At 55.5% G+C, this 21,851-nt stretch carries 22 protein-coding genes; 17 read left to right on the forward strand and 5 right to left on the reverse strand.

The genetic code is table 11. The features are described from left to right. Positions 1 to 8: 8 nt before the first annotated feature. Entirely contained in the window at positions 9 to 1,433 is a 1,425-nt protein-coding gene (locus ACHZBS_RS12710; RefSeq protein ID WP_319406887.1) for a sigma 54-interacting transcriptional regulator, read from the reverse strand. 776 nt (positions 1,434 to 2,209) lie between these two features. On the opposite strand from ACHZBS_RS12710, the gene ACHZBS_RS12715 reads away from it, so the two are divergent. From ACHZBS_RS12715 to yedF, 13 genes are all read left to right on the forward strand, one after another. Beyond that, a complete protein-coding gene (locus tag ACHZBS_RS12715; RefSeq protein ID WP_319406888.1) occupies positions 2,210 to 3,364 on the forward strand; it encodes a TRAP transporter substrate-binding protein DctP in 1,155 nt (384 codons plus the stop codon). A 112-nt stretch (positions 3,365 to 3,476) separates the two neighbouring features. Then, positions 3,477 to 3,989 (forward strand): TRAP transporter small permease subunit, encoded by a 513-nt coding sequence (locus ACHZBS_RS12720; RefSeq protein ID WP_319406889.1) that lies wholly within the window; start codon positions 3,477 to 3,479, stop codon positions 3,987 to 3,989. Positions 3,990 to 3,995: 6 nt separating this feature from the next. Further along, positions 3,996 to 5,339 carry a TRAP transporter large permease subunit gene (locus tag ACHZBS_RS12725; protein ID WP_319406890.1) on the forward strand — a complete coding sequence of 448 codons (1,344 nt, stop codon included), beginning with the start codon at positions 3,996 to 3,998 and terminating at the stop codon, positions 5,337 to 5,339. 26 nt (positions 5,340 to 5,365) lie between these two features. Continuing rightward, entirely contained in the window at positions 5,366 to 6,124 is a 759-nt protein-coding gene (locus ACHZBS_RS12730) for a (Fe-S)-binding protein (RefSeq protein ID WP_319406891.1), read from the forward strand. Further along, positions 6,114 to 7,544, forward strand: a complete 1,431-nt coding sequence (locus ACHZBS_RS12735; protein ID WP_319406892.1) for a LutB/LldF family L-lactate oxidation iron-sulfur protein — start codon at positions 6,114 to 6,116, stop codon at positions 7,542 to 7,544. Before ACHZBS_RS12730 ends, ACHZBS_RS12735 begins: the two co-directional genes overlap by 11 nt. Beyond that, positions 7,537 to 8,202, forward strand: a complete 666-nt coding sequence (locus ACHZBS_RS12740; RefSeq protein ID WP_319406893.1) for a lactate utilization protein — start codon at positions 7,537 to 7,539, stop codon at positions 8,200 to 8,202. Before ACHZBS_RS12735 ends, ACHZBS_RS12740 begins: the two co-directional genes overlap by 8 nt. Before the next feature lie 80 nt (positions 8,203 to 8,282). Then, positions 8,283 to 9,671 carry an FAD-linked oxidase C-terminal domain-containing protein gene (locus ACHZBS_RS12745; RefSeq protein WP_319406894.1) on the forward strand — a complete coding sequence of 463 codons (1,389 nt, stop codon included), beginning with the start codon at positions 8,283 to 8,285 and terminating at the stop codon, positions 9,669 to 9,671. An 8-nt stretch (positions 9,672 to 9,679) separates the two neighbouring features. Continuing rightward, on the forward strand, positions 9,680 to 10,969 hold the full coding sequence (locus tag ACHZBS_RS12750; RefSeq protein WP_319406895.1) for a (Fe-S)-binding protein: 1,290 nt from the start codon (positions 9,680 to 9,682) through the stop codon (positions 10,967 to 10,969). After that, positions 10,966 to 11,673: a FadR/GntR family transcriptional regulator gene (locus tag ACHZBS_RS12755; protein WP_319406896.1), complete on the forward strand. Its 708-nt coding sequence runs from the start codon at positions 10,966 to 10,968 to the stop codon at positions 11,671 to 11,673. The genes ACHZBS_RS12750 and ACHZBS_RS12755 overlap by 4 nt, the downstream gene beginning before the upstream one ends. Before the next feature lie 230 nt (positions 11,674 to 11,903). Beyond that, entirely contained in the window at positions 11,904 to 12,254 is a 351-nt protein-coding gene (locus tag ACHZBS_RS12760; RefSeq protein WP_319406897.1) for a carboxymuconolactone decarboxylase family protein, read from the forward strand. Positions 12,255 to 12,509: 255 nt separating this feature from the next. Then, positions 12,510 to 12,752 (forward strand): hypothetical protein, encoded by a 243-nt coding sequence (locus tag ACHZBS_RS12765; RefSeq protein ID WP_319406898.1) that lies wholly within the window; start codon positions 12,510 to 12,512, stop codon positions 12,750 to 12,752. Between the two features lie 43 nt (positions 12,753 to 12,795). After that, entirely contained in the window at positions 12,796 to 13,857 is a 1,062-nt protein-coding gene (selD, locus tag ACHZBS_RS12770) for a selenide, water dikinase SelD (RefSeq protein WP_319406899.1), read from the forward strand. 153 nt (positions 13,858 to 14,010) lie between these two features. Next, positions 14,011 to 14,607 carry a sulfurtransferase-like selenium metabolism protein YedF gene (gene yedF, locus ACHZBS_RS12775; protein ID WP_319406900.1) on the forward strand — a complete coding sequence of 199 codons (597 nt, stop codon included), beginning with the start codon at positions 14,011 to 14,013 and terminating at the stop codon, positions 14,605 to 14,607. A gap of 36 nt (positions 14,608 to 14,643) precedes the next feature. Here the strand turns inward: yedF and ACHZBS_RS12780 are convergent, their stop codons facing one another. Beyond that, a complete protein-coding gene (locus ACHZBS_RS12780) occupies positions 14,644 to 15,864 on the reverse strand; it encodes an aminotransferase class I/II-fold pyridoxal phosphate-dependent enzyme (protein ID WP_319406901.1) in 1,221 nt (406 codons plus the stop codon). 384 nt (positions 15,865 to 16,248) lie between these two features. Here ACHZBS_RS12780 and ACHZBS_RS12785 point away from each other — a divergent pair, with 384 nt between their 5' ends. The 3 genes from ACHZBS_RS12785 to ACHZBS_RS12795 all read left to right on the forward strand — a co-directional run bounded on the left by ACHZBS_RS12785 (position 16,249) and on the right by ACHZBS_RS12795 (position 18,589). Continuing rightward, a complete protein-coding gene (locus ACHZBS_RS12785) occupies positions 16,249 to 17,010 on the forward strand; it encodes a YdcF family protein (RefSeq protein ID WP_319406902.1) in 762 nt (253 codons plus the stop codon). A 103-nt stretch (positions 17,011 to 17,113) separates the two neighbouring features. Next, positions 17,114 to 18,046, forward strand: coding sequence for a tetratricopeptide repeat protein (locus ACHZBS_RS12790; RefSeq protein ID WP_319406903.1), 933 nt, complete (start codon positions 17,114 to 17,116; stop codon positions 18,044 to 18,046). Positions 18,047 to 18,127: 81 nt separating this feature from the next. After that, positions 18,128 to 18,589, forward strand: coding sequence for a hypothetical protein (locus tag ACHZBS_RS12795; protein ID WP_319406904.1), 462 nt, complete (start codon positions 18,128 to 18,130; stop codon positions 18,587 to 18,589). On the opposite strand, the gene ACHZBS_RS12800 is transcribed toward ACHZBS_RS12795, so the two are convergent. From ACHZBS_RS12800 to ACHZBS_RS12810, 3 genes are read right to left on the reverse strand one after another with little or no spacing between them, the layout of a single operon-like run. Further along, positions 18,586 to 19,254, reverse strand: coding sequence for a response regulator (locus ACHZBS_RS12800; protein WP_319406905.1), 669 nt, complete (start codon positions 19,252 to 19,254; stop codon positions 18,586 to 18,588). The two genes, ACHZBS_RS12795 and ACHZBS_RS12800, sit on opposite strands and share 4 nt — an antisense overlap. A 1-nt stretch (position 19,255) precedes the next feature. After that, positions 19,256 to 20,188, reverse strand: a complete 933-nt coding sequence (locus ACHZBS_RS12805; RefSeq protein ID WP_319406906.1) for a sensor histidine kinase — start codon at positions 20,186 to 20,188, stop codon at positions 19,256 to 19,258. Beyond that, on the reverse strand, positions 20,188 to 20,946 hold the full coding sequence (locus ACHZBS_RS12810; protein WP_319406907.1) for a MinD/ParA family protein: 759 nt from the start codon (positions 20,944 to 20,946) through the stop codon (positions 20,188 to 20,190). Before ACHZBS_RS12810 ends, ACHZBS_RS12805 begins: the two co-directional genes overlap by 1 nt. Before the next feature lie 417 nt (positions 20,947 to 21,363). On the opposite strand from ACHZBS_RS12810, the gene ACHZBS_RS12815 reads away from it, so the two are divergent. Continuing rightward, complete coding sequence (locus ACHZBS_RS12815; protein ID WP_319406908.1) at positions 21,364 to 21,840, forward strand: MarR family transcriptional regulator; 477 nt, start codon at positions 21,364 to 21,366, stop codon at positions 21,838 to 21,840. Positions 21,841 to 21,851 lie beyond the last annotated feature (11 nt).

Consider the following 21,851-nt stretch of genomic DNA (forward strand, 5'->3'; position numbering starts at 1 on the left):
CTGTTTTGCTACACTCTTCCCCTGTTGCTTAGAGATATCCCGTGCCTTTTCATTTTTTTATAGAGCAGGGTCCGGTGAATACCCAGTAAAGAAGCGGCGCGAACCTTGTTGTTGCCGGTTTTTTTCAGCGCGGCGACAATCACCGCTTTTTCCGCATCGGCCTGGATCTCGCGAATGGGTTGAACCCCAACGATATCGGGTGGCGCCGGTTGTCTCTGGAGAGGCAACGGCAGATCCGTCAGTTCGATTACATCTCCGTTCATCGTGGAAAGGGCTCGGTCGATAATATTGGACAGTTCCCGTACATTTCCCTGCCATGAATACGTCAACAGCGCATTGATCGCCTTCGGACTGAGCCGGATTTTGTCGGTGGCGGTGTCCGGAGCCGCCTGACGCAGAAGATGGCGAGCAATAGGGATAATGTCTTCCGTTCGCTCTTTCAGCGGCGGGATGTTCAATGAAATGACATTGAGCCGATAATACAGATCATTGCGGAAACGTCCCCTTTCAATCAGCCGTTCCAGGTTCTGGTTGGTGGCGGCAATGAGCCTGAAATCGGATTGAATGACGGTATTTCCGCCAACCCGTTCAAACACTTTTTCTTCCAGTACCCGCAATAACTTGGGCTGCATATCCAGGGGCAGGTCACCGATTTCATCCAGGAATATGGTCCCCTGATGGGCCAGTTCGAATTTGCCCGGCTTGCCTGCCGACCGGGCACCGGTAAATGCGCCGCGGTCATACCCGAACAGTTCTGACTCCAGCAGGTCCTTTGGAATGGCGGCACAATTGATCTGTACAAAAGGATGGACTCCCCTTGAACTGGCATGGTGAATGCTCTGAGCAAAAAGTTCTTTGCCGGTTCCGCTTTCACCGACAATCAGCACCGGGTAGGTGTTGGTGGCTGCTACCAGCGCCTCCTGCTTCAGTTCAGCGATCGCCCGGCTATTGCCGATAATACTGTCCAGTGTGTATCGGGTGGATCGCAGGGTCATCAGTTCCTTTTGGTATCGTTTGACCTGCGACTCCAGATGGCGTAGTTTTTTGGCCAGTTTAACCACTTCTCCCACATCCTGAAACATCACCAGGCCGAACACGGCAATAACTTTCCCCGCTTTTTTAATGGGAATGCGGTGCACCACGATGTTTTGCCCGCGAATCATTTGGGTCTGATTGATTTCGGGTTTGCCTGTCCTGCCCACAATATGCATTCGGGTGTTCTCTACGACTTCGGTGCAGTGTTTTCCGATGCTATCGACTGCATCGAGGCCGAGAAACCGCGCATACGGTTTGTTCAGATGGGTCACCATGCCATTGGCGTCCGTCACGATGGCGCCGTTGTAGATGCTGTCGAAAATCAAGTGAAACAACTCCAGTTGGCTATTTACCTCTTGGAAATCGCGGCATTCTTCTGTGTTTTGATTGTTCTTCATACGGATTTGGTCCTCCGATGCCCACTTAAAATTTAATTCCCGGTGAACGCGGGATGTCGCAAATTTGGGTCATGTAGTCATATAGATACATTCTGATGGCGTGGGAGTCTACTCAAAAAACGAATACAATTTATTGAAAAGGATGTTAACTATTTGATAAAATATAAGATTAACATAAACTGGTCCTGTCGTTTTTAATTGGTCCTTTAATTGCACTCCATTCTTTATTTTTGGGTCTGTGTTTTAATTGGTATCGCCATTTGAAAACCGGCCCACGGAAGTCGGGCCTTTTATATGGTGTTACCAACGGCTTCTTCTAAGGCTTCATGTAAAATTGAGGATCGTCGCCTCACTATCCGTACAACTTAAAAGGCAACCATTGAATTTCGAGTTTTTACCTATCGATGACGACTACCAATAATTTTCGTCAATCCCAGAAGTCGTGCGATGGTAGCTCTTCTGCTTACTATCGGGCTGCTTGCATCCCATCGTTAAACAACGGTCGGCGGAGGATCGGGTCCGCAACAAAAATGTCTTTTTAATAAACGTCATTCATCATTTGTATACCAAAATTATTGTTGACATGGTCCAGCTTCTATAATATCCGAAATGATCAATGGTATGACCAATAAGCTATTAAACATAGGACCATTTCTGCAAAACAGCCAGGATGCCATTGAAAGGAGGTGTGTGGCCAACCTGTCGGCAAGAGCAAGATATCCCTTTTAAAGTTGAGATGTTTTTAATCCATTCGATTCAGCAGGGAGGAATCCGTCATGAAAAAAGCGTTAACCACCATTTTTTGCATCGCCCTGGCCCTGTGTTTCCTGACCAGCGCATCCATTGCCGCTGAAAAACGTGAAAAATTCGGTAGCGACAAACGCCACGATATCGCCAACCGGGTGAAGTTCAAACCCAGTACTGAAAAAATTCGCTGGAAAATGGTCATGCCCTGGAGCAAGGGCCTTCTGTTTTACGATATTGCCGTCCATTTTGCCGACAGCGTGCGGCTGGCTTCTGCAGGCCGCCTGGACATCAAGGCTTTTTCCGCGGGAGAACTGGTGCCCGCCATGCAGAGTTTTGACGCTGTAAGCCAGGGTTCGGCCCAGGTCGGCCATGACTGGCCCGGTTACTGGAAGGGCAAAAACGAAGCCTTCGTGGCCTTTGCCTCCGTACCCTTCGGGCTGGATGCTGAAGGCTACAACATCTGGCTTTATGAAAAAGGCGGCCTGGAACTGATGCAGGAGCTCTATGGCCAGTTCAACCTTTTCGCCCTGCCCGGTGGTCAGGTTGGTCAGGAAATGGGCCTCTCCTCCAACAAACGAGCAACCAAGATGGAAGATTTCAAGGGCATGCGTGTGCGTACCCCGGGCTGGTACATGGATATCATGAACAATCTGGGTGCATCGGTCAGCCCCCTGCCCGGCGGCGAAGTCTACCTGGCCCTGGAGCGTGGCGTCATCGATGCCGCCGAGTTCTCCTCTCCGGCCATCAACTATCCCATGGGGTTTGACGAAATTACCAAATACGCCATCCAGCCCGGTGTCCATCAGCCCGGTGTCCAGTGCGCCCTGTTCTTCAACAAGGATGCGTATGAAAAACTTCCCGAAGACCTGAAATGGATCATCGATATCTGCGCAAAAGAAACCCAGCTGTGGAGCTACAACTGGATCAACAGCCTTAACGCCGAAGCCATTCGTCGCTTCAAGGAGAAAATCGAATTCGTCAAGATGGACAAAGAAACGCTTATCGAATTCCGCAAAAAAACCAAAGCCTATCTCGATGAAGTCAAAGCCAAGTACCCGGATGTAAAAAAGGTGCTCGACAGCCAGGAAGCCTTCACCGAAAGCTTTGCCGACTGGCGTGATGCCCGCTCCGGAGCGGCCGCGTGGCCCTATGAAACCTACATCGGCGGTCGTATTACCGAATAGAGACCCACGTGCATTTGATCGCTTGAAATCAGCGGTTCAAGGTTCGCATCCTGATAATGCGAACCTTGAACCGCTATCAACAGATTATGTGCCGTTTGAAAGGAACACTGGCATGCTTGGAAAAATAGTCAACGCAATTGATACATTTAACATCAAACAGGGTGAAATCAGTTCATTGCTGGCCATTCCTCTGTTGCTGGTGGTGGTCTACGAGGTGGTCATGCGGTACGCCTTCAATGCCCCCACCACCTGGGGTTTTGAAGCCACCACGTTTCTTTACGGGGTACACTACATGCTGGGGCTGGCCTACTGCGACGTCTACGGCGGACACGTGCGGGTAGACATTTTCACCTCACGCATGCCGATGAAGCCCCAGGGCGTTATCGGAATTTTGACTAATCTGGTTTTCTTCATGCCGGTGATGGTCCTGATGACCATCGCCACGTGGAAGTACGCCCTGACATCCATCGCCGGACGGGAACTCAACCCCACCAGCTGGGCGCCGCCGATTTATCCCATCAAAACCCTGATGGCCATATCCTTTTCGTTTCTGCTGATTCAGGGGTTTTCCAATTTGATCCATAACATCCGGGTGCTGCAAGGCAAAGCAGAAGGGGTGAGGTAACTAACCATGAGTGTAGAATTTCTAACTGTCGCGATGTTCGTATCGCTGATCGTGGCAATTGTCTTCGGTCATCCGCTGGCATACACCCTGGCGGCCGTGGCAACCCTGTTCGGGCTGATCGACAACGGATTTAATTTGAGTGCTCTGTTCGACATGTTTGCCAACAACGCCTGGGGCGTCATGGAAAACTATGTGCTGGTGGCCATCCCGCTGTTCATCCTCATGGCCCAATTGCTGGACCGGTCCAAGGTCAGCGACAAGCTTTTTGAAGCCCTCTATGTGGTCTTGGGCGGCATCAAGGGTGGTTTGGGACTGGCCGTGGTTGTGGTGTGCACCGTATTTGCCGCCACCACGGGCATAATTGGTGCTTCGGTTGTCGCCATGACCCTGCTGGCTGCACCAGCCTTGCTGCGCAAGAACTACCAGAAAGAGATGACCAGCGGTATCATCTGTGCCGCCGGTACCCTGGGAATATTGATTCCACCCTCCATCATGATGGTTATCTATGGCGGTTTGACCGGGCTCAAGGAGACCACCGTCGGCAACCTGTTTGCCGGCGCGATCTTCCCGGGCCTGCTGTTGGCGGGCCTTTATTTTGCCTATATTGTGGTACGCTGCAACATCAATCCGCAGCTGGGCCCCCCGATCTCCAAGGCCGAGGCCGGCACCTACACGGCTGCCCAAAAATGGAGCATGACCTTAAAGTCGATGGTGCCGCCCCTGGCGCTGATCCTGGCCGTAATGGGCACCATCTTGGGCGGCGTGGCTACGCCCACCGAGGCCGCCGGTATGGGTGCCAGCGGTGCGGCCATACTGGCATTTGCCAACCGCAAGCTCAACTGGCCGGTCATAAGAGACAGTTGCCGCGCCACCCTGAAAACTACCGCCATGGTAATGATGCTTTTCATCGGCGGAAAATTCTTCAGCTCGGTGTTTTTGAGCATGGGCGGCGGCGACGTGGTTGCCGATGTGCTCATCGGTTCGGGAATGAACCGCTGGCTGGTGCTCGTCATCATGATGGCGATCGTCTTCATCCTGGGGATGTTCATCGACTGGGCAGCCATCCTGCTGATCACTGTGCCGATTTTTCTGCCCATCGCCATGGAGCTGGATTTTAACCCGCTGTGGTTTTCGATCCTGATGTGCGTCAACCTGCAGACCTCGTTTCTGACGCCGCCCTTCGGCTACGCGCTGTTTTATTTCAAGGGGGTCGCCCCGCCGGAATATACCATGATGCACATCTACCGCGGCATCATCCCATTTGTGTTGCTGCAACTGGTAGGACTGCTGATCCTGGCAATTTTCCCGGGCCTGATTACCTGGCTGCCAGCCATCTTTTTCGGCAGCTGATGACACTCTCACCGAAGGTGACACCGATGAAGAGCCGAAACGATCCGGATCGATGCGAACCCGTCTATTTTTTCGGTACCTGCCTGATGGATGCCGTCTATCCCGATGCCGGGATGGCGGCCATCCGGCTGCTTGAATCCCGGGGTGTAAAGGTAATCTTCCCCCCGGACCAGTCCTGCTGCGGCCAGCCGGCTTACAATTCCGGATTCATCCGGGAGGCTCGGGCCGTTGCCCGCAAACAGATCGAGGTGTTTTCGAAACCTTATCCCATTGTGGTACCTTCGGGATCCTGTGCCGGCATGATGAAACATCATTATCCGACGCTGTTCGCCGGCACCCCCGATGAAGTCGCTGCGCGCCGTTTTTCCGAACGGGTGTATGAATGGTCCGAATATCTGGTCACGGTTCTGAAGGCTAATTTCGAAGATCGGGGAGCACCGCTGACGATCACCTGGCACAGCTCCTGTCATGCCCTGCGCGAAATGGATGTGATCCGGCATTCCAAGGCCCTGCTCCGACAGTTGAAAAACGTGACGCTGGTGGAGCTGAAGCGTGAGACGGAATGCTGCGGGTTCGGCGGCACCTTTGCCTTCAAGCAGCCGTTGATTTCGGCCGCCATGGTCAAGGATAAGATCGCCGATATCGTCCACACCGGTGCTTCGACGGTCGTGGCCGGCGACTGTGGGTGCCTGATGAACATCACCGGAGCGATGGAACATGCCGGCGTGGCGATTGCCGGCAAACACCTGGCCGAATTCCTGTGGGAGAGAACCCATGCACAATGAGACGACGTTCGACTTCGAAGCCAACATCGCCGATGCGCTGGAAGACGACCAGCTTCGTAAAAACCTGCGAAAGGCGATGGACATCCTGGTCGACAAGCGCCGCGCGGTCTTCCCGGACACCGCCCATCTCGACCAACTGCGCTCGGCCGGCAATGCCATCAAGCGCCGTGCACTGAAACAGCTTCCCCGGCTGCTGGAGCAGCTCGAAGCCAACTGCACCCAAAACGGTATTCAGGTGCACTGGGCCGAAGACACGACCGAGGCCAATAATATCGTGCTGGAGATCCTGCGCCGCCACGATTCGCGTGACATCGTCAAGGGCAAGTCGATGGTCTCCGAGGAGATGCACCTGAACCATTTTCTCGAGGAAAACAACATCGAAGCCATCGAGACCGATCTGGGCGAATTCATCATCCAGCTCAACCACGAGACGCCCTCGCACATCATCGTACCGGCCATCCACAAGAACAAGGACGAGGTGGCCGCCATTTTCCACGAAAAGATTCCGGACACTCCTTACACGGAAGACGTGGAAGAATTGACTGCCATTGCCAGGCGGGTCTTGCGCAAACGATTCGCCGCGGCCAAGGTGGGGCTTTCCGGCGTCAATTTCGCCATTGCCGAAACCGGGACCCTGCTGCTGGTGGAAAACGAGGGCAACGGCCGCATGTGCACCACCGTGCCGGAGGTGCACGTCGCCGTGATGGGCCTGGAAAAGGTTATCGAGAAGCTTGCCGACGTGCCCCCCCTGTTGCGGCTGCTGACCGGATCGGCCACCGGGCAGACGATTACCACCTATGTCAACATGATCACATCGCCCCGTCGGGCCGGTGAAAAGGATGGCCCCAAGGAAGTGCACCTGGTCATTTTGGACAACGGCCGCTCGCGCATGCTGGCCGACCCGGAATTTCGTCAGACCCTGCTTTGCATCCGCTGCGGCACCTGCCTGAACCATTGCCCGGTTTACGTTCGCATCGGGGGGCATGCCTACGGGCACGTCTACCCGGGTCCCATCGGCAAAATTTTGACCCCGCAGATGGAGGGGCTTGAACGGGCCGGTGTGCTGGCCACCGCATCCAGTCTTTGCGGCGCCTGCGGGGAAGTCTGCCCGGTTAAGATTCCCATTCCCGATTTAATCCGGCGCCTGAGAAATGAAAGTTACGATCAGGACGGCAGTGCAGTGGTGGCGGGCGGGGGCTACAAAAAGAATTTGGCTGAAACGCTGGTGTGGAAAGGTTGGGAACTGGTCAACCGTTCACCGGCGCTCAATGAAATGGGCACCCGCGTGGCTGGAAAGATTGGAAAACGCCTGCCCAAGGTCGGCCCGCTCAAAAAATGGACACGCGTCCGCACGTCGCCCAAGGTGGCCTGCACCAGCCTGCACCAACGCGCACGCAACGAAGGGGTGAAAGATGAGTAGTCACCACAATGCCCGTGATCGTATATTGGCCCGTCTGCATGCTTCCGGGGCGGAGCAGACTACGGTTCCAGAGGCGCCGCTGCTACAGGAGTTGTCGCTCGATCGGGATGCCAGGATTGAACACCTTGCAGCGATGATGACGGCCATGCGTACCGACGTCCACATCGTGGACACGGACACCTGGATCGATACGTTCAAGGAATTGGCCCGGGAGAAGGGCTGGAAGCGGCTCCTGTACGGGCCGGGGGCTCCGATCGGCCCGGCAATCGAGATGGCGTGGGCAGCCGATGATAGCGGACTACCGGAACTGGTGGCTTACACCGGGCCGGTGGAAACCTTCAAGGAAGACCTCTTTCAGATCGATGCCGGGCTTACCAGCGTCCGCGCGGGGGTGGCCGACACCGGCGCCGTGGTCCTCTGGCCCACCCCGCATGAACCGCGGCTTATGTCCCTGGTGCCTCCGGTCCACGTGGCGGTGCTCGATGCCGACACGATTTACAACTCGCTGGCCGAGATAATGTCTGAGGAAAAATGGGTCGGCGGCATGCCCACCAATGCCCTGTTGATATCCGGTCCGTCCAAGACCGCCGACATCGAGTTTACCCTGGTGTTTGGCGTACATGGTCCCAAAGAGCTGGTTTTGCTGATACGGAAATGAAAATTTCGATAAACGTCGACCCTCGAAGGATGAATATACAATGATGAAGAAACAGGCTTTTCTTAACAAAGGGTGTGGCCATGATCGCTGATGTTCTTGTCCGTCAATTCAAAACCATCGTGGGCGACGATAACGCGTGGACCGATGCCACCGATCTGCACACTTACTCTTACGATGCCGCTGTCGTGGATCCGGTCCAGCCCGGGCTGATCGTCCGGCCCACCACGATCGAAGCCCTGGGGAGGGCGGTGCGCCTGTGCAACGACAGCGGCTTGCCGCTGACTGTTCGAGGCGCCGGTACCAACTTGAGCGGCGGTACGGTGCCCCTTCCCGGCGGGGTGGTCATGGTCACCAATGGAATGAAATCCATCCTGGAGATCAACGAGGCGGATATGTATGCCGTGGTTCAGCCAGGCGTGGTCACGGCCAAACTGGCCGCTGCCGTGGAAGCCAAAGGCCTGTTCTACCCACCCGATCCCGGCAGCCAGGCCGTCTCCACCATCGGCGGCAACGTGGCCGAAAACGCCGGCGGCCTGCGCGGGCTGAAATACGGCGTCACCCGGGACTACGTGATGGGTGTGAGTTTCTTCGATGTGGGGGGTAACCTGGTCAAATCGGGATCCAGGACCGTCAAATGCGCCACCGGCTACAACCTTACCGGGCTGATGGTGGGATCGGAAGGCACCCTGGGGGTATTTGCCGAAATCATCCTCAAACTGATCCCGCTGCCGTCCCACCGCAAGGCCATGATGGCGGTTTTCGAATCCATGGAAAAAGCCTCCGAAACCGTGGCCGCTATCATCGCCAATCGCATCGTTCCTGCCACCTTGGAATTTATGGACAACTTCACCATCCGGGCCGTGGAAGATTTCAGCAAAGCCGGCCTACCGAAAGATGCCGCGGCAATGCTCCTGGTGGAAGTGGATGGCTATCCGGCGCAGGTGGAAGAAGACGCCGCCAGGGTAGAGGCGCTATGTCGATCCATGGGGGCGACTTCGATCCGCGTGGCCCAAGATGCGGCCGAGCGCGACCGGGTATGGGCGGCCCGCCGTGCCGCCCTCTCCGCCCTGGCTCAGCTTAAACCCACCCTGGTGCTGGAAGACGCCACGGTGCCCCGCAGCCGCCTCCCGGAGATGGTTGTCGCCATTCAGCAGATTGCCAGACGCTATGACCTCACCATCGGTACCTTCGGCCACGCCGGCGACGGCAACCTGCACCCCACCATTTTAACGGACAAACGCAACCACACCGAATGGGAACGGGTGGAAAAGGCTATCGACGATATCTTCGATGAAGCGCTGAAAATGGGGGGAACGCTTTCCGGCGAGCACGGAACCGGTCTGGCCAAGTGCCGCTATCTGGAAAAAGAGACCAGTGCCGGAACCATCCTGTTCTCTTCCCGGATCAAACGGGCCCTGGATCCCAAGAATATTCTAAACCCCGGCAAGATTATCGCCGCGAAAGCGTAGCTCCGATCATGGCATCAATGGAAACACTTGCCCGCCTCATGCGGGAACTGGAAGATCAGCTGGTCGTATGCATGCGTTGCGGCATGTGCCAGTCCGTTTGCCCGGTCTTCGACCAGACCGGACGCGAGGCCGACGTGGCCCGGGGCAAGCTGGCCCTGCTCAGCGGGTTGATGGAATCCATGTTTGATGATCCCGAAGGGGTCTATCAGCGGCTGAACAAGTGCCTGCTGTGCGGATCCTGCGCGGCCAACTGCCCCAGCGGAGTCAGTGTGCAGGAAATCTTTCTCAAGGCCCGGGCCATTCTTACCGGATATATGGGGCTGTCTCCGGCCAAGCGGCTGATCCTGAAAGGGATGCTGGCCAATCCGGCGCTTTTCGATCGACTGGTCGAGTGGGGGGCACGGTTTCAAAGGATTTTCACCCGTCCGGTCAATGACATCATCGGAACGTCCTGTGCCCGGATGATGTCGCCGTTGATCCAGGACCGCCATTTCAGGACCCTTGCCCCGGTGCCCTTTCACCGGCAAGTGCCGTCCATGGATAGCCCGTCCGGCAAATCGGGCCTCAAAGTGGCCATTTTTACCGGGTGCCTCATCGACAAGATGTTTCCGACCATTGCTCACAGCACCATCAAGGTCTTGAATCATTTGGGAATTGGCATTTTCCTGCCGGAAAACCAGGGGTGCTGCGGTATTCCGGCGCTGTCCAGTGGTGACCTCCCCACCTTTCAAAAACTGCTGAACCATAGCCTGAAACGCTTCAATAGCGGTGAATTCGACTTTCTGGTCACTGCCTGCGCCACCTGCACTTCCACCATCCATGAGGTCTGGCCGAAGATGGCAGACGACCGCAGCCGCAACGCCGCCATCCGGCTGGCCCGGCGAACCATGGACATCAATCAGTTCCTGGTCAAGGAAGCAAAACTCCAGCCATTGACGAATTCACCGGGAAAGGCTCGTACCGTCACCTACCACGACCCGTGTCATTTGAAGAAAAGCCTGAAGGTGTTCAACGAACCCCGTGCCGTGATCCAGGCCACCCCCGGATGCAATCTGACGGAGATGGCCGAACCCGATTGGTGCTGCGGGATGGGAGGGAGTTTCAACCTTCAGTACTATGATATCTCCAAAGGCATCGGGATGAAAAAGGCGGCTCAGATAATAGATACCGATGCCGATGTGCTGGCTACGGGATGCCCGGCCTGCATGATCCAGATCTCGGACATGCTCTCTCAGGTTGGTGCGAAAATCGCCGTGCGTCATCCCATCGAACTTTATGCAGAAGCACTGGGCGAATGAAAATACGGCTTAAACCCATCAATCCCAAACGTATTTCCGATCAGGTGTTCGACCAGTTGCGGGAGCTGATTTTTCGTGGCGATTACCAACCGGGTCAAAAGATCATGACCGAGCGGGAACTCGCCGAAGCCCTGAATGTCAGCCGGAACTCCGTCCGTGAAGCCATCAACAAGCTGGTCACCCTCCGTTTTTTAGAGCAGCGCCAGGGTCAGGGAACCTTCGTGCGTTCAATGGACGAAGCCGTGAAAATTCCGCTGGCCACGGTCATGGAGACCCAGGATGCCAGCCTTATCGATTTGTTGGAAATGCGCATGGGGATTGAGTGCACCGCCGCTTCGCTGGCGGCGCAGCGGGCCAATGCGACAGATCTGGATGCCATTGAAAAAGCCATTGCCGAGATGGAAATCGATACCCGTGCCGGGGGGTTAGGCACCGAGGGAGATCTTTCCTTTCACATGGCCATCGCTGCGGCAACCAAAAATCCCCTGCAGATCTATATCATGAAGAATGTCTCGGACTTCCTTCATGTGGGGATCCGGGAAAACCTGCTGCACCTGTATGAAGATCCGGACAACATCGTTGAAATTCTCCAGCAGCATAAGGCGATCTACCAGGCCATAGGCGACGGCGATGCCGAAGCGGCCTACAAAACCATGCAAAATCACATCAACTATGTGATCCGCTTTTTCGGAAACCGCATCTAAACCGACGCTTTTTTTCTTCGGTTCTGCCACGCACGCCTTAATATTTCCCGATGAGAAAATCCCATTCTCACGAATGATTTGCCCCGCAGCCCAGGCAGGTTGGGATAAATGCATCGGTCATGCGAATAAATGGCCTTCGCATCGATTTTTAGGTATAAGAATAGAGTAAACACGGCCAAGTCAACGGCATCGCAAAGCAGTCGGCTAAAAAGATACAGGAGAGACGAACCATGGGTGACATAGAAAAATTTCAACAGGAGCGGCAAACCCTCAATGAACTGGTAATGAAATACGCCGGACTGGGTACCAAGCGGTACTACAGTCTGGATTCGCAAGCCTATCGGGAAGGGGTGCTGCCGGTTAAGACCAAGGAGCTGCTTGGCCTGGTGGCCAGTTTCGTGTTGCGTTGCGATGACTGCATCACGTACCATGTGATCCGCTGCCATGAAGAGGGCGTCACCAGCCAGGAATTGGAAGAAGCCCTGTTTATCGGTTTGATCGTGGGCGGTACCATTACCATTCCCCACCAGCGCCGGGCCATGAAGGCCTGGGATGAGCTGAAAAACAAAAGTTCCGCATAATGGATTGTCACCCCCGCGTCACGGGGTTTTCCTGTGCTTTTGAACTCAGTGGGTTGTGTGTAAGGCTCCCCCGTCGCTTTCGGGCGCAGACTGGCAGAGGATTTTTTGGCTGATCCGTCATCCGACATCCCTCCTCGGGCTTCCGGAGCGAAATAGAATTTTTCTATAGGCCATAGGCTCCTTATCGTTTATTGCAATTTGATTTCCGCAGCGATGGCGATTAATCTCGACAGATTGGAAGTACTGGGAGAGGATATGTCTGAAAACGGGTTGTCTTGCATTGATCCCCGAATGACGGTATTGGATATCCTGAGCCGCCACCGTGAAACCGAAGCGGTGTTCAAGGCGTGGGACAGTCGAGCGGGCGCTTGCATCTGCTGCCAGGCACTGTTCGATACGGTGCAGGAGGTGGCTGACAGGTACGGCCTGAATCTGAAGCTGCTGATGGCCGAAATCAATGCCGTCGTCCGCCCGGCCGATGCCATCCTCGACGACTGAAAACACACGTTTTCCAACTCACCCTCTAACCGGGAGGAACAAAATGGCCGAGAACGACCCAATCCAGACACCCCTTCGCCTGACCGAGACGGTCAGAGGGGCCGGCTGAGCGTCCAAACTGCCTCCAGGGGACCTGGAAAGAGCGTTGTGCGGGCTGGATTTTCCAACAGACCCCAATGTACTGGTCGGCCTTTCCCGGGCGGATGATGCCGGGGTCTACAAAATTTCCGACGATCTGGCCCTGATTCAGACAGTCGATTTTTTCACGCCGGTGGTGGACGATCCCTATTGGTTTGGACAGATCGCTGCGGCCAATGCCCTGAGCGATGTCTATGCCATGGGCGGAGAGCCCAAAACGGCCATGAATCTGGTGAGCTTTCCCCTGAAGCGAATGGACCTTTCCGTCTTGAGAGAGGTGATCCAGGGGGGGATCGACAAAGTCAGGGAAGCGGGAGTGGTCCTGCTGGGCGGCCACAGTGTGGAGGACGATGAACTCAAATACGGGCTTTCCGTGACCGGGTTTATCCATCCCAACCGGATTCTGACCAAACAGGGGCTTAATGTGGGCGACCGCCTGGTGCTCACCAAACCCCTAGGTACGGGCATCGTCAACACGGCCATCAAGGGCAACCTGGCCTCGGGGGAGATCACCCGGAAAGTGACGGCCATCATGGCCGCCCTGAATCGGACTGCCGCCACGGTGATGAGGGAATACCCGGTTCATGCCTGTACGGACATCACCGGCTTCGGGCTCATCGGCCATCTGGCGGAGATGATGCAGGGAACCGGCCTGGGATTGAAAATTATCCTGGAAAAGCTGCCCATTATCGACGTGGCGCTCGGGTTCGCCGCCATGGGCATGGTTCCGGGAGGTACTCATAAAAACCGGAGTTTCCGCGCCCACATGGTGGACATGGACGAGGGCGTGGATCCAGCCATGCAGGACATCATTTTTGATCCCCAGACCTCCGGGGGGCTTTGCATCGCCGTGGCGCCGACCTCCGCGGAGGGGTTGGTGGACCATCTGCAAAGCGAAGGCGTGGAGCATGCCGCCATCATCGGCGAAGTGGTGGACTATCCGGCAGGAATCATCCAGGTCGTGTAAGGTCAAAATGCCGTTGGGGGATTCCGCCGTCTATCGTTGAGTTTGTATCGGGGATCATTTTCGAATGGGTTCCAAAATGATCGGCGGGTTTTGCCGGAGTGGCGGTTGGCGATGCGATGACTAAAAACTCCATAGCAGATTGAGGATTGTGAATTGAACAAGATCGACGTAAGAGGATTGTCCTGTCCGGCACCGGTGCTGGAGACCAAGGCGGCCGTGGAGAGCCGGCATCCCCAGCACCTCGAGGTGCTGGTTGACAATGAACCGGCCCGGCAGAATGTGGTCCGTTTTCTGGAATCGCAAGGTTACGGGATCCACGTTGACCAGGAGGGCGATTTATACACGGTTATCGGTACCGCCGGGGAGGCCGCTTCGGAGCCAACACCGGTTGCGACTGCATCGGGAATCCCTGATAAAAAGATCATGGTGATGGTGGCGGCCGACCGCATGGGCAGCGGAGACGATCTGTTGGGCGCCAAACTGATGATCAACTTCATCAAAACCCTCAAGGAGATGGGCGACGAATTGTGGCGACTGGTGTTCGTCAACAGCGGGGTGAAGCTGACCATCGACGGTGCTGGTACCCTTGAAGATCTGAAGGGGTTGGAAGAAGCGGGCCTTACCCTCCTGGTTTGCGGTACCTGCCTGGATCACTTCGACCTGCTGGAGAAAAAGCGGGTGGGCCAGACCACCAACATGCTGGATATTGTCACCGCCATGCAGTTTGCAGACAAGGTGATCAACATCTGACCGCCGGGACCGGTGGGGCATGTTATTGTCCCACCGTCACCCATTATTCGGCGGCAATTCCTTTTCCATTTCTGTCAACGCCCGACGCATCTGCTTGAGGCCCTGGCGGATGCGGTTTTCGTTTTCCACGAGGGCCAGACGCAGGTAACCGTCCCCTTCCTCACCAAAACCGGCACCGGGGGTGACCGCCACGTTGGCCCGATCCATCATTTCCACGGCAAAATTCACCGACCCCATGCGGCACCAGGGCTGCGGTATCTCCACCCAGACGAACATACCCGCCTTGGGTTTTTCCACCGGCCAGCCCATGCGCGCCAGTCCCTCGCACATGACATCCCTTCGGCTCTGATAGAGTTGGGCCTGGGCGGCGATGTCCGCTTCGCAGTCCCGCATGGCCACGATGCCGGCGATCTGGATGGGAGAGAAAATGCCGTAGTCGTAATATCCCTTGATTTTTCCCAGCCCTTCGATAATCGTTGGATTGCCCACACAGTAGCCCACCCGCCAGCCGGCCATATTGTACGATTTGGAGAAAGAGCCGAACTCCACCCCCACCTCAATGGCGCCGGGAACCTCCAGAAAACTGGGAGCGGTGTAACCGTCGAAGGTGACCCGGGCATAGGCAAAATCATTGACCACCATAAATCCATACCGGTTTGCCAAATCAACAATCTGTGAGAAGAATTCCCTGGACGCCAGGGCACCCGTGGGGTTGTGGGGGTAGTTGAGCATGAGCAGGCGTGGTGCAGGCGTCAGAGATTCGCACATGGTGGTGATCCGCCTTAAAAACTCATCTTCCGAGGCGATGGGCACCCGGATGACGCTCGCACCGGCAATGACGGCGGCATAGACATGGATGGGAAAAGCCGGGGCCGCCACCAGCACCGTGTCCCCGGGTCCCACCAGAGCCAGGCACAGGTGGGAGATCCCTTCTTTGGAGCCAATGGTGCAGATCACCTCTTTTTCTGAGGCCAGGTCTACGGCATAGTTGCGTCGGTAGTACAAGGCGATCTCCCGGCGCAGGTTCAGCATGCCGCCGGCCACGGGATAGCGGTGGGTTTTTGGATCCTGGGCCACTTCGCACAATTTGCCGATGACGGCATCCGGGGCCGGGTCCACGGGGTTTCCCATGCCCAGGTCGATGACGTCCTCCCCGTTCCATCGGCGCTCCATTTTCATCTTGTTGATCATACCGAATAAATACGGCGGCAATTGGGACATGCGTTCCGAAAAGCGGATGGTCGTTGTGGTTTTCATGCGTCTCTCCTTTTCTTGAACCCTGCTATTTCCGGCTTTGAAAAAAAAACCCCTTGGCCGTCCGGCCAAGGGGTTGAAGCAAAAGGGGCCGGTGTCATGTCCGGCCCAATGAAGTGTGGTGGTTCAGCAGTTGGTTTTGCTGCCGCCGACCGTCAAGGGACCGAGTCCATTGCGGCGGCCGCGGCATGGATTATATATGTTTCCATGGCAATTCACCTTTTAAGTATAATGGGCATCCGATATTGCTCATAGCAAAGCCGCTTGTGCGCTGTCAATGATTCTGCAGATCATAGATGCATTTGACCGAGGAATCCGAAAAGATGTATAAGCACCTAAAAAAGACGCCATTTCCCATGTCGGCTGATCCATGAGAAAGAAAACGCCATGTTTGCGCTGAAAAAGACGATCACCCCATTCATTCTGCCGCCGGGCATTTTCATCCTGGCGATCGTGTTCATTTCTTTGGTGATGATTTACCGGAAACGCTGGAAACTAGGGCTGGCGAACTTGATGGTGGGGATGATGTTATGGGCCCTGTCTACCGTTCCGATGGCCAATTTCTTGATTCATGGGCTGGAACTGGATTATCCCATCCCATCGGATCCGTCGGGAGATGTGATTATTCTGCTGGGAGGCGGTATGATCCAAAGTGTGCCGGACCTCACCGGTACGTCGGCGCCATCGCCGTCGATGATGGGCCGGATCGTCACCGCTGTGAGGCTTTTTCAGCGGTTGGGGCTTCCCCTTATCGTCACCGGCGGCCGGGTGGACGATGACGCAGATTCCGCGGTAGCGACAGTGGCCAAACGGTTTCTGATGGACCTGGGCGTGCCGGAAAAGCTAATCACGGTGGAAGATCGGGCCCGGGATACGGCGCAGAATGCCCGGCTTACTGCCGCTATCTGTCGGCAGCAGGGCTTTTCCAAACCCATCCTGCTCACCGCTGCCTACCACCTGAAACGGGCTCGGATGGCGTTCGATGCCGCCGGTATGCGTGTCACCCCGTTTCCCGCCTATTTTATGGGGTCCAGGAATATCCCTTACACGTGGCGCCACCTGCTGCCTCGGGCCGGCTGCCTGTGCACCTCAACCGATGCCCTTCACGAATACATGGGTATTCTTTTCTATCGGATGTTTGGGCCCTGACCGCGATGCTACTGTGGATGCTTTCCAATCGATGGTCAATAGACCCGGATAAAACGATGCTTTGGAATCAGCCGAAACTTCATTTAAAAAAGGAAGGTTTGTGATGAAAAAATCCTTTATCCTGATACTGATTCCGGCACTTTGGGGGATTTGGGCCTGTGCCACCTCGCCATCGGTGACCTCGTCTGCCGATGGCCCCGGCCAGGGGGATCGGGAACTGAATCGTGGCATCTATTGGTATCAAAAGGGGTGCTCACTCAAGGCCATGGAGCATTTTCACGCCGCCCACGAGTACTATTCCCTCACCGATCAGCAGGCCGGTGTGGCTCGCAGCCTGAACGGCATTGCCAATGGTTACCGACAGGCGGGTAAAGATGAAGACGCACGGTTGTTTTACGATGCATCCATTGCCGTCGCCAGGCGCTGCGACGACCAGCGAGTGCTGGCGCAGGCGCTGTCCAACAAGGCGGCGATGCTTATCGAATCAGATGATCTGGCGGGTGCCGAGGTGCTGCTGGACGAGGCGCAGCTGCTGGCCCGGGAGACAGGTCCGGTCTATGCCATGGTTTTGAACCATCGGGCCGTGCTGTTGATGAAGACGAATCGAACCGATGAAGCGATAAACCTGTTGGATCAGGCTGATTCCGCAACTGGTGGCGGTGGGTTCAATGCCGATGCAACCGTTCATTACACCCGGGGGCGGCTGATGATGAAAACCGAAAATTATCCGGTAGCCATGAGCCATTTTCAGCAGGCCCTGGAATTGGACCGCCATGCCGGATTTTCTCGGGGGATGGCCGACGATCTTTCTGCTATGGCAGTCATTTACGAGCAATTGGGTGAGGATGAGGCCGCATTGGATTGTCTGGATCGAAGCATCAAAATCCAGGCCTTGATAGAAGACCGTGCTAAGGTGCTGGAGAACCTGGGACGGTTGAAATCACTGGCACAAAAAACCGGAACCGACGTTCGGGTGACCGTTCATTTTATCAATCAATGGCTGGCCGGTGAAGCGATCGATGCCATCTGTCGTTAGTGAAAGAGGACTTCCGGCTAAGTGCCCAGGCGGTTTTCCGGCACAGCACCTGTGCTGCCAGGTTTATGAAGGGGGCCGGCCATGACCCTGTCCCATCTCAAACCGACAGTTCCCAAATGCTGGCTGTTTACGGCCTCCGGTGTGATGTGGAGCGCCGTGGGCATCATGATGTGTGCTACCGGGATTGGCTGGGTGGCGAATCGTGGGCTCGTTCGAGGCATGGGTCTTGAACTGGCGGGACTGATTTTGGCCATGCTGTTTTTTCGTTGGGGGTTTGGCAGCATTGCTCAAAAAAATATCCGTCGCCTGCGCCGGCTGCCGGATCGGGGTTGTTTTTTTGCCTTCCAGGCCTGGAAAAGCTATCTGATCATCATGGTGATGATTGCGCTGGGGATTTCCTTGCGGCACTCATCGATCCCGAAACATGTCCTGGCCGTGGTTTACACGGCCATCGGCGGTGCCCTGATTCTGGGTAGCTTTCACTATTATCGTCACTTGGCGCGGTTGATGAGAACCGCTTCCCGCCGACGCGTTATTCCCTAGTCGAAGGTCAACGACGATTTTTCTATGTCCACGATGCGTTCTCCCTGCACATAATCTTTGGTTTCGTAGCGGGTGATGCCCATCAGTTTCTGGGTAATTGCGCCCATGCGTTCCACCTGGGATTTGATCTTGGAAATTTTCAGGTAGACGGGGTCCTCCGGGTCAAGGGTGTCCATGAGCAGTTCCGTGTGGCCGGAGATGGCCATCATGGGTTGGTTCAACTCATGACAGATCGCACCGGCGGTTTCCAATACCGCCTGGAGCTTTTCCCGGTAGATCCGCTCGGACTCGCCGCGGTGGCGATGCATGGCAATTTCGATAGACACCATCAGACTGCGGGTTTCGAAGGGCTTGACCACGTAGCCGAAGGGCTCCATGACTTTGGCCCGCTCCAGGGTGGCCGGATCGGTGTAGGCGGTGAGGTAAACAACGGGAAGGTTGAACCGGTCCCGGATCACGCCGGCGGCTTCGATGCCGTCCATCTCGCCTTTGAGCCGGATATCCATAAGTACCAGGTCCGGACGCATCTCCCCGGCATGGGCGATGGCGGTCCGTCCGTCATGGGCCACGGCGCACACTGTGTATCCCGATTTTTCCAGGCGGCTTTTGATCTCTTGAGCCACAATGCCTTCATCTTCCACAACCAGAATCGTCGCCTGTGTCATGTCAGAACTCCTTTTGGGGTCGTTCAGGGGCGTTCAGAGTGATGCTGAACCGTGTTCCATTTTCCGTTTTGATAGCCAGGGTGCCATCCATCTGAGTCGTAAGCGTATCGATGAGCCGTAGGCCCAACGATTTTTTCCCAACATCCGCCGGGGGCTCGACCAGACCGATGCCGTCGTCGGCAACCCCGATTTCTACCCGGCCACCGTCAAGGGTTCGAATGACGATGTCAATCGTCCCGCTGGCATCGGGTAAAAAAGCATGCTTGAGGGCATTGGATACCAGTTCGTTGATGATCAGGCCGCAAGGCACAGCCATGTCCACCCCCAGTGCAATATCATCGGCACGGACATTCAGTCGTATGCGGGTCGGATCGATACCGTAGGCATCGAAGAGGTTGGCGGTCAACCCCTTAATATAGTGGCCGAAGTCGATTTTTGCCAGATCTGACGTTCCGTAAAGTTGCTCGTGAATCAGGGCCATGGACTTGACCCGGTTCTGGCTTTCCCGCAGAATTTCCACGCCTTTGGCATCCTTCATATAATCCTCCTGAAGGTAGAGCAGGCTCGAGACAATCTGCAGGTTGTTTTTGACCCGGTGATGGATCTCCTTGAGCAGCGACTCCTTTTCCGCCAGCGACTGCCGCAATTTGTGATCCGCGGCCAGCAGTTCCTTTTCGGCCATCTGCCTCTCGAATAGTTCCCGTCTCAATTCGGCGGTTTTACGGCGGACCATTCGGTTTTGCTGGAGGTAGCCAAGAAAAATGGCCGCTAAAAGCACAACGACCCATAGAAACACCCAAAAAATGCTCCCATGCATTGGATCGCCGCTGCCGGCGGCATTGGCCGGAAAGGGAGCCAAAAGCAAGGCTGCGGCTCCGAAATGGCGACAGCCGGTTGTCATGCCGCGGGTGGGGGTGGCGAGTATGGAAATCATCAGATCAGCTTATGAACTCGTTCTGCCAGGTCATGGACCGCCCTGGCCGCTTTGCTGCCGGGTTTTTGTTCGATAAAAGGTACCTGGTCGAGAACTGCCTGGCGGACCGCCTTGTCTTCCGGAATGCTGCCCAGGTGGGACAGTTCCAAGCCAAGAAACCGCTGGGTCACCCGCTTGATGGTATCTACGGTATGGTTGCCCTCTCGGATGCCGCGAACGAAATTGAGCACCAGGTTGAACCGGTTGATTCCGTGATCCCGGGATAGCAGTTTGATCAGGGCGTAAGCATCGGTCATGGATGTAGGGTCCGGGCTCAGGATGAAAATGTTGTGGTCGGAAAATCGATTATACCACAACACCGAAGATCCGATTCCTGCGGCCGTATCGATGATGACATAGTCGAAATCCGATGAGACATCCTTGATAAAGCCGGCCAGCCGGTCTTGTTGTTTTTCTCCCAGCGACACCATCTCCGGAACACCGGAACTGCCCGGCAGGATGGCCAGGTTGGGGCGGGCGAAAATGAGTGACTGCCGTGGATCGGCGCCACTTTCCAGCATGTCCCGGATATTGTTTTTAACTGACAGCCTCAGCAACACGTCCACGTTGGCCAGTCCCATATCGCCGTCCACCACCAAAACGCGGTTGTCGTTGCGGGTCAGGGCGATGGCGAAGTTTACCGTGAAGCTAGTCTTGCCCACACCGCCTTTACCACTGGTTACGCAAAGGGTGCGCGGTGTCTTCCTGCTCAGGGCCATATTTTTACCGTCCGGGGCATATTATGGGTTAATTGAACTGTTTCCCACATTATCGGTCGCCGGTGACCTTTCTTTAACATGAGCTTAAGATAAAAACCATGGTGGACCTGATTGCTGATCCGACAGCCTGTCGGGGATGCACATCATTTCTTAACATCAGCCGTATAGGCATGCATGCCCGGCCTCCAAAACCAGCCGCGTGTGAAGGTGTACCGTTACGATTCGATACAGGTTGTTACCCTTTTGAAAAGGCTGATCGGCAAAGCACGTGTATCTTCTGCGAAACGCTTTCGCAGGCGGGACCGAGGGCCGGGTGGCCCCTATTAGTTAATAAAACTTATTAGATTAGCTAAATATTATATTGACAAAAATTTAGAAAAGCTTAATGTACTGCCTTCATAATTATTGGAGGTCCCCATGACAGAACCAGATGTATTGATCCATGCCCGTTTTATCTTTACCACAGGAAGAATGATCCATGACCAGATTATGCGGATATCTACCGGTGCATGCATGCGCATCGCCAAGGATGACCGCTTCGGGGAGCTGTCCGCACCGCAGATGAACATGCTGATCATGATTCGTGTTCGTGAAGCGGTGTCGGTTACCGAACTGGCAGCGCTGCTGGGCGTATCCCCACCATCGGTCTCAACCATGGTAGACCGCCTGGTAGAACGGGGGCTGTTGACCCGGGTTCCCAGTGATCAGGACCGGCGCAAGGTTGTGATCCGGGTTTCTCCCGAGGCGCTGGAGGATATTGCCCGGGTGGAAGAGATGCTCCTGGGATATTTTGTTGAGCTGGTGGAGGCCGTTGGGCCTGAAACCACCAAAAAATGGTGCGAGGTGCTCGAACAGATCAAGCAGGTTCTTGGAAAGAAATTACTTTCAGCTTAATTCAAGGTTAG

Origin of the sequence: uncultured Desulfosarcina sp. (genome assembly GCF_963664155.2) — a bacterium.
Classification (GTDB): Bacteria; Desulfobacterota; Desulfobacteria; order Desulfobacterales; family Desulfosarcinaceae; genus Desulfosarcina.

Excerpts from the sequence above, each read along its gene's own strand:
- ACHZBS_RS12710 (WP_319406887.1), bottom strand. The coding sequence starts at position 1,433 with ATGAAGAACAATCAAAACACAGAAGAATGCCGCGATTTCCAAGAGGTA.
- ACHZBS_RS12720 (WP_319406889.1), top strand. The coding sequence starts at position 3,477 with ATGCTTGGAAAAATAGTCAACGCAATTGATACATTTAACATCAAACAG.
- ACHZBS_RS12815 (WP_319406908.1), top strand. The coding sequence starts at position 21,364 with ATGACAGAACCAGATGTATTGATCCATGCCCGTTTTATCTTTACCACA.
- ACHZBS_RS12725 (WP_319406890.1), top strand. The coding sequence starts at position 3,996 with ATGAGTGTAGAATTTCTAACTGTCGCGATGTTCGTATCGCTGATCGTG.
- ACHZBS_RS12755 (WP_319406896.1), top strand. The coding sequence starts at position 10,966 with ATGAAAATACGGCTTAAACCCATCAATCCCAAACGTATTTCCGATCAG.
- ACHZBS_RS12745 (WP_319406894.1), top strand. The coding sequence starts at position 8,283 with ATGATCGCTGATGTTCTTGTCCGTCAATTCAAAACCATCGTGGGCGAC.
- ACHZBS_RS12800 (WP_319406905.1), bottom strand. The coding sequence starts at position 19,254 with ATGACACAGGCGACGATTCTGGTTGTGGAAGATGAAGGCATTGTGGCT.
- ACHZBS_RS12740 (WP_319406893.1), top strand. The coding sequence starts at position 7,537 with ATGAGTAGTCACCACAATGCCCGTGATCGTATATTGGCCCGTCTGCAT.
- ACHZBS_RS12810 (WP_319406907.1), bottom strand. The coding sequence starts at position 20,946 with ATGGCCCTGAGCAGGAAGACACCGCGCACCCTTTGCGTAACCAGTGGT.
- ACHZBS_RS12790 (WP_319406903.1), top strand. The coding sequence starts at position 17,114 with ATGAAAAAATCCTTTATCCTGATACTGATTCCGGCACTTTGGGGGATT.
- ACHZBS_RS12715 (WP_319406888.1), top strand. The coding sequence starts at position 2,210 with ATGAAAAAAGCGTTAACCACCATTTTTTGCATCGCCCTGGCCCTGTGT.
- ACHZBS_RS12765 (WP_319406898.1), top strand. The coding sequence starts at position 12,510 with ATGTCTGAAAACGGGTTGTCTTGCATTGATCCCCGAATGACGGTATTG.
- ACHZBS_RS12730 (WP_319406891.1), top strand. The coding sequence starts at position 5,366 with ATGAAGAGCCGAAACGATCCGGATCGATGCGAACCCGTCTATTTTTTC.
- ACHZBS_RS12760 (WP_319406897.1), top strand. The coding sequence starts at position 11,904 with ATGGGTGACATAGAAAAATTTCAACAGGAGCGGCAAACCCTCAATGAA.
- ACHZBS_RS12805 (WP_319406906.1), bottom strand. The coding sequence starts at position 20,188 with ATGATTTCCATACTCGCCACCCCCACCCGCGGCATGACAACCGGCTGT.
- ACHZBS_RS12735 (WP_319406892.1), top strand. The coding sequence starts at position 6,114 with ATGCACAATGAGACGACGTTCGACTTCGAAGCCAACATCGCCGATGCG.
- ACHZBS_RS12795 (WP_319406904.1), top strand. The coding sequence starts at position 18,128 with ATGACCCTGTCCCATCTCAAACCGACAGTTCCCAAATGCTGGCTGTTT.
- ACHZBS_RS12750 (WP_319406895.1), top strand. The coding sequence starts at position 9,680 with ATGGCATCAATGGAAACACTTGCCCGCCTCATGCGGGAACTGGAAGAT.
- ACHZBS_RS12785 (WP_319406902.1), top strand. The coding sequence starts at position 16,249 with ATGTTTGCGCTGAAAAAGACGATCACCCCATTCATTCTGCCGCCGGGC.
- ACHZBS_RS12780 (WP_319406901.1), bottom strand. The coding sequence starts at position 15,864 with ATGAAAACCACAACGACCATCCGCTTTTCGGAACGCATGTCCCAATTG.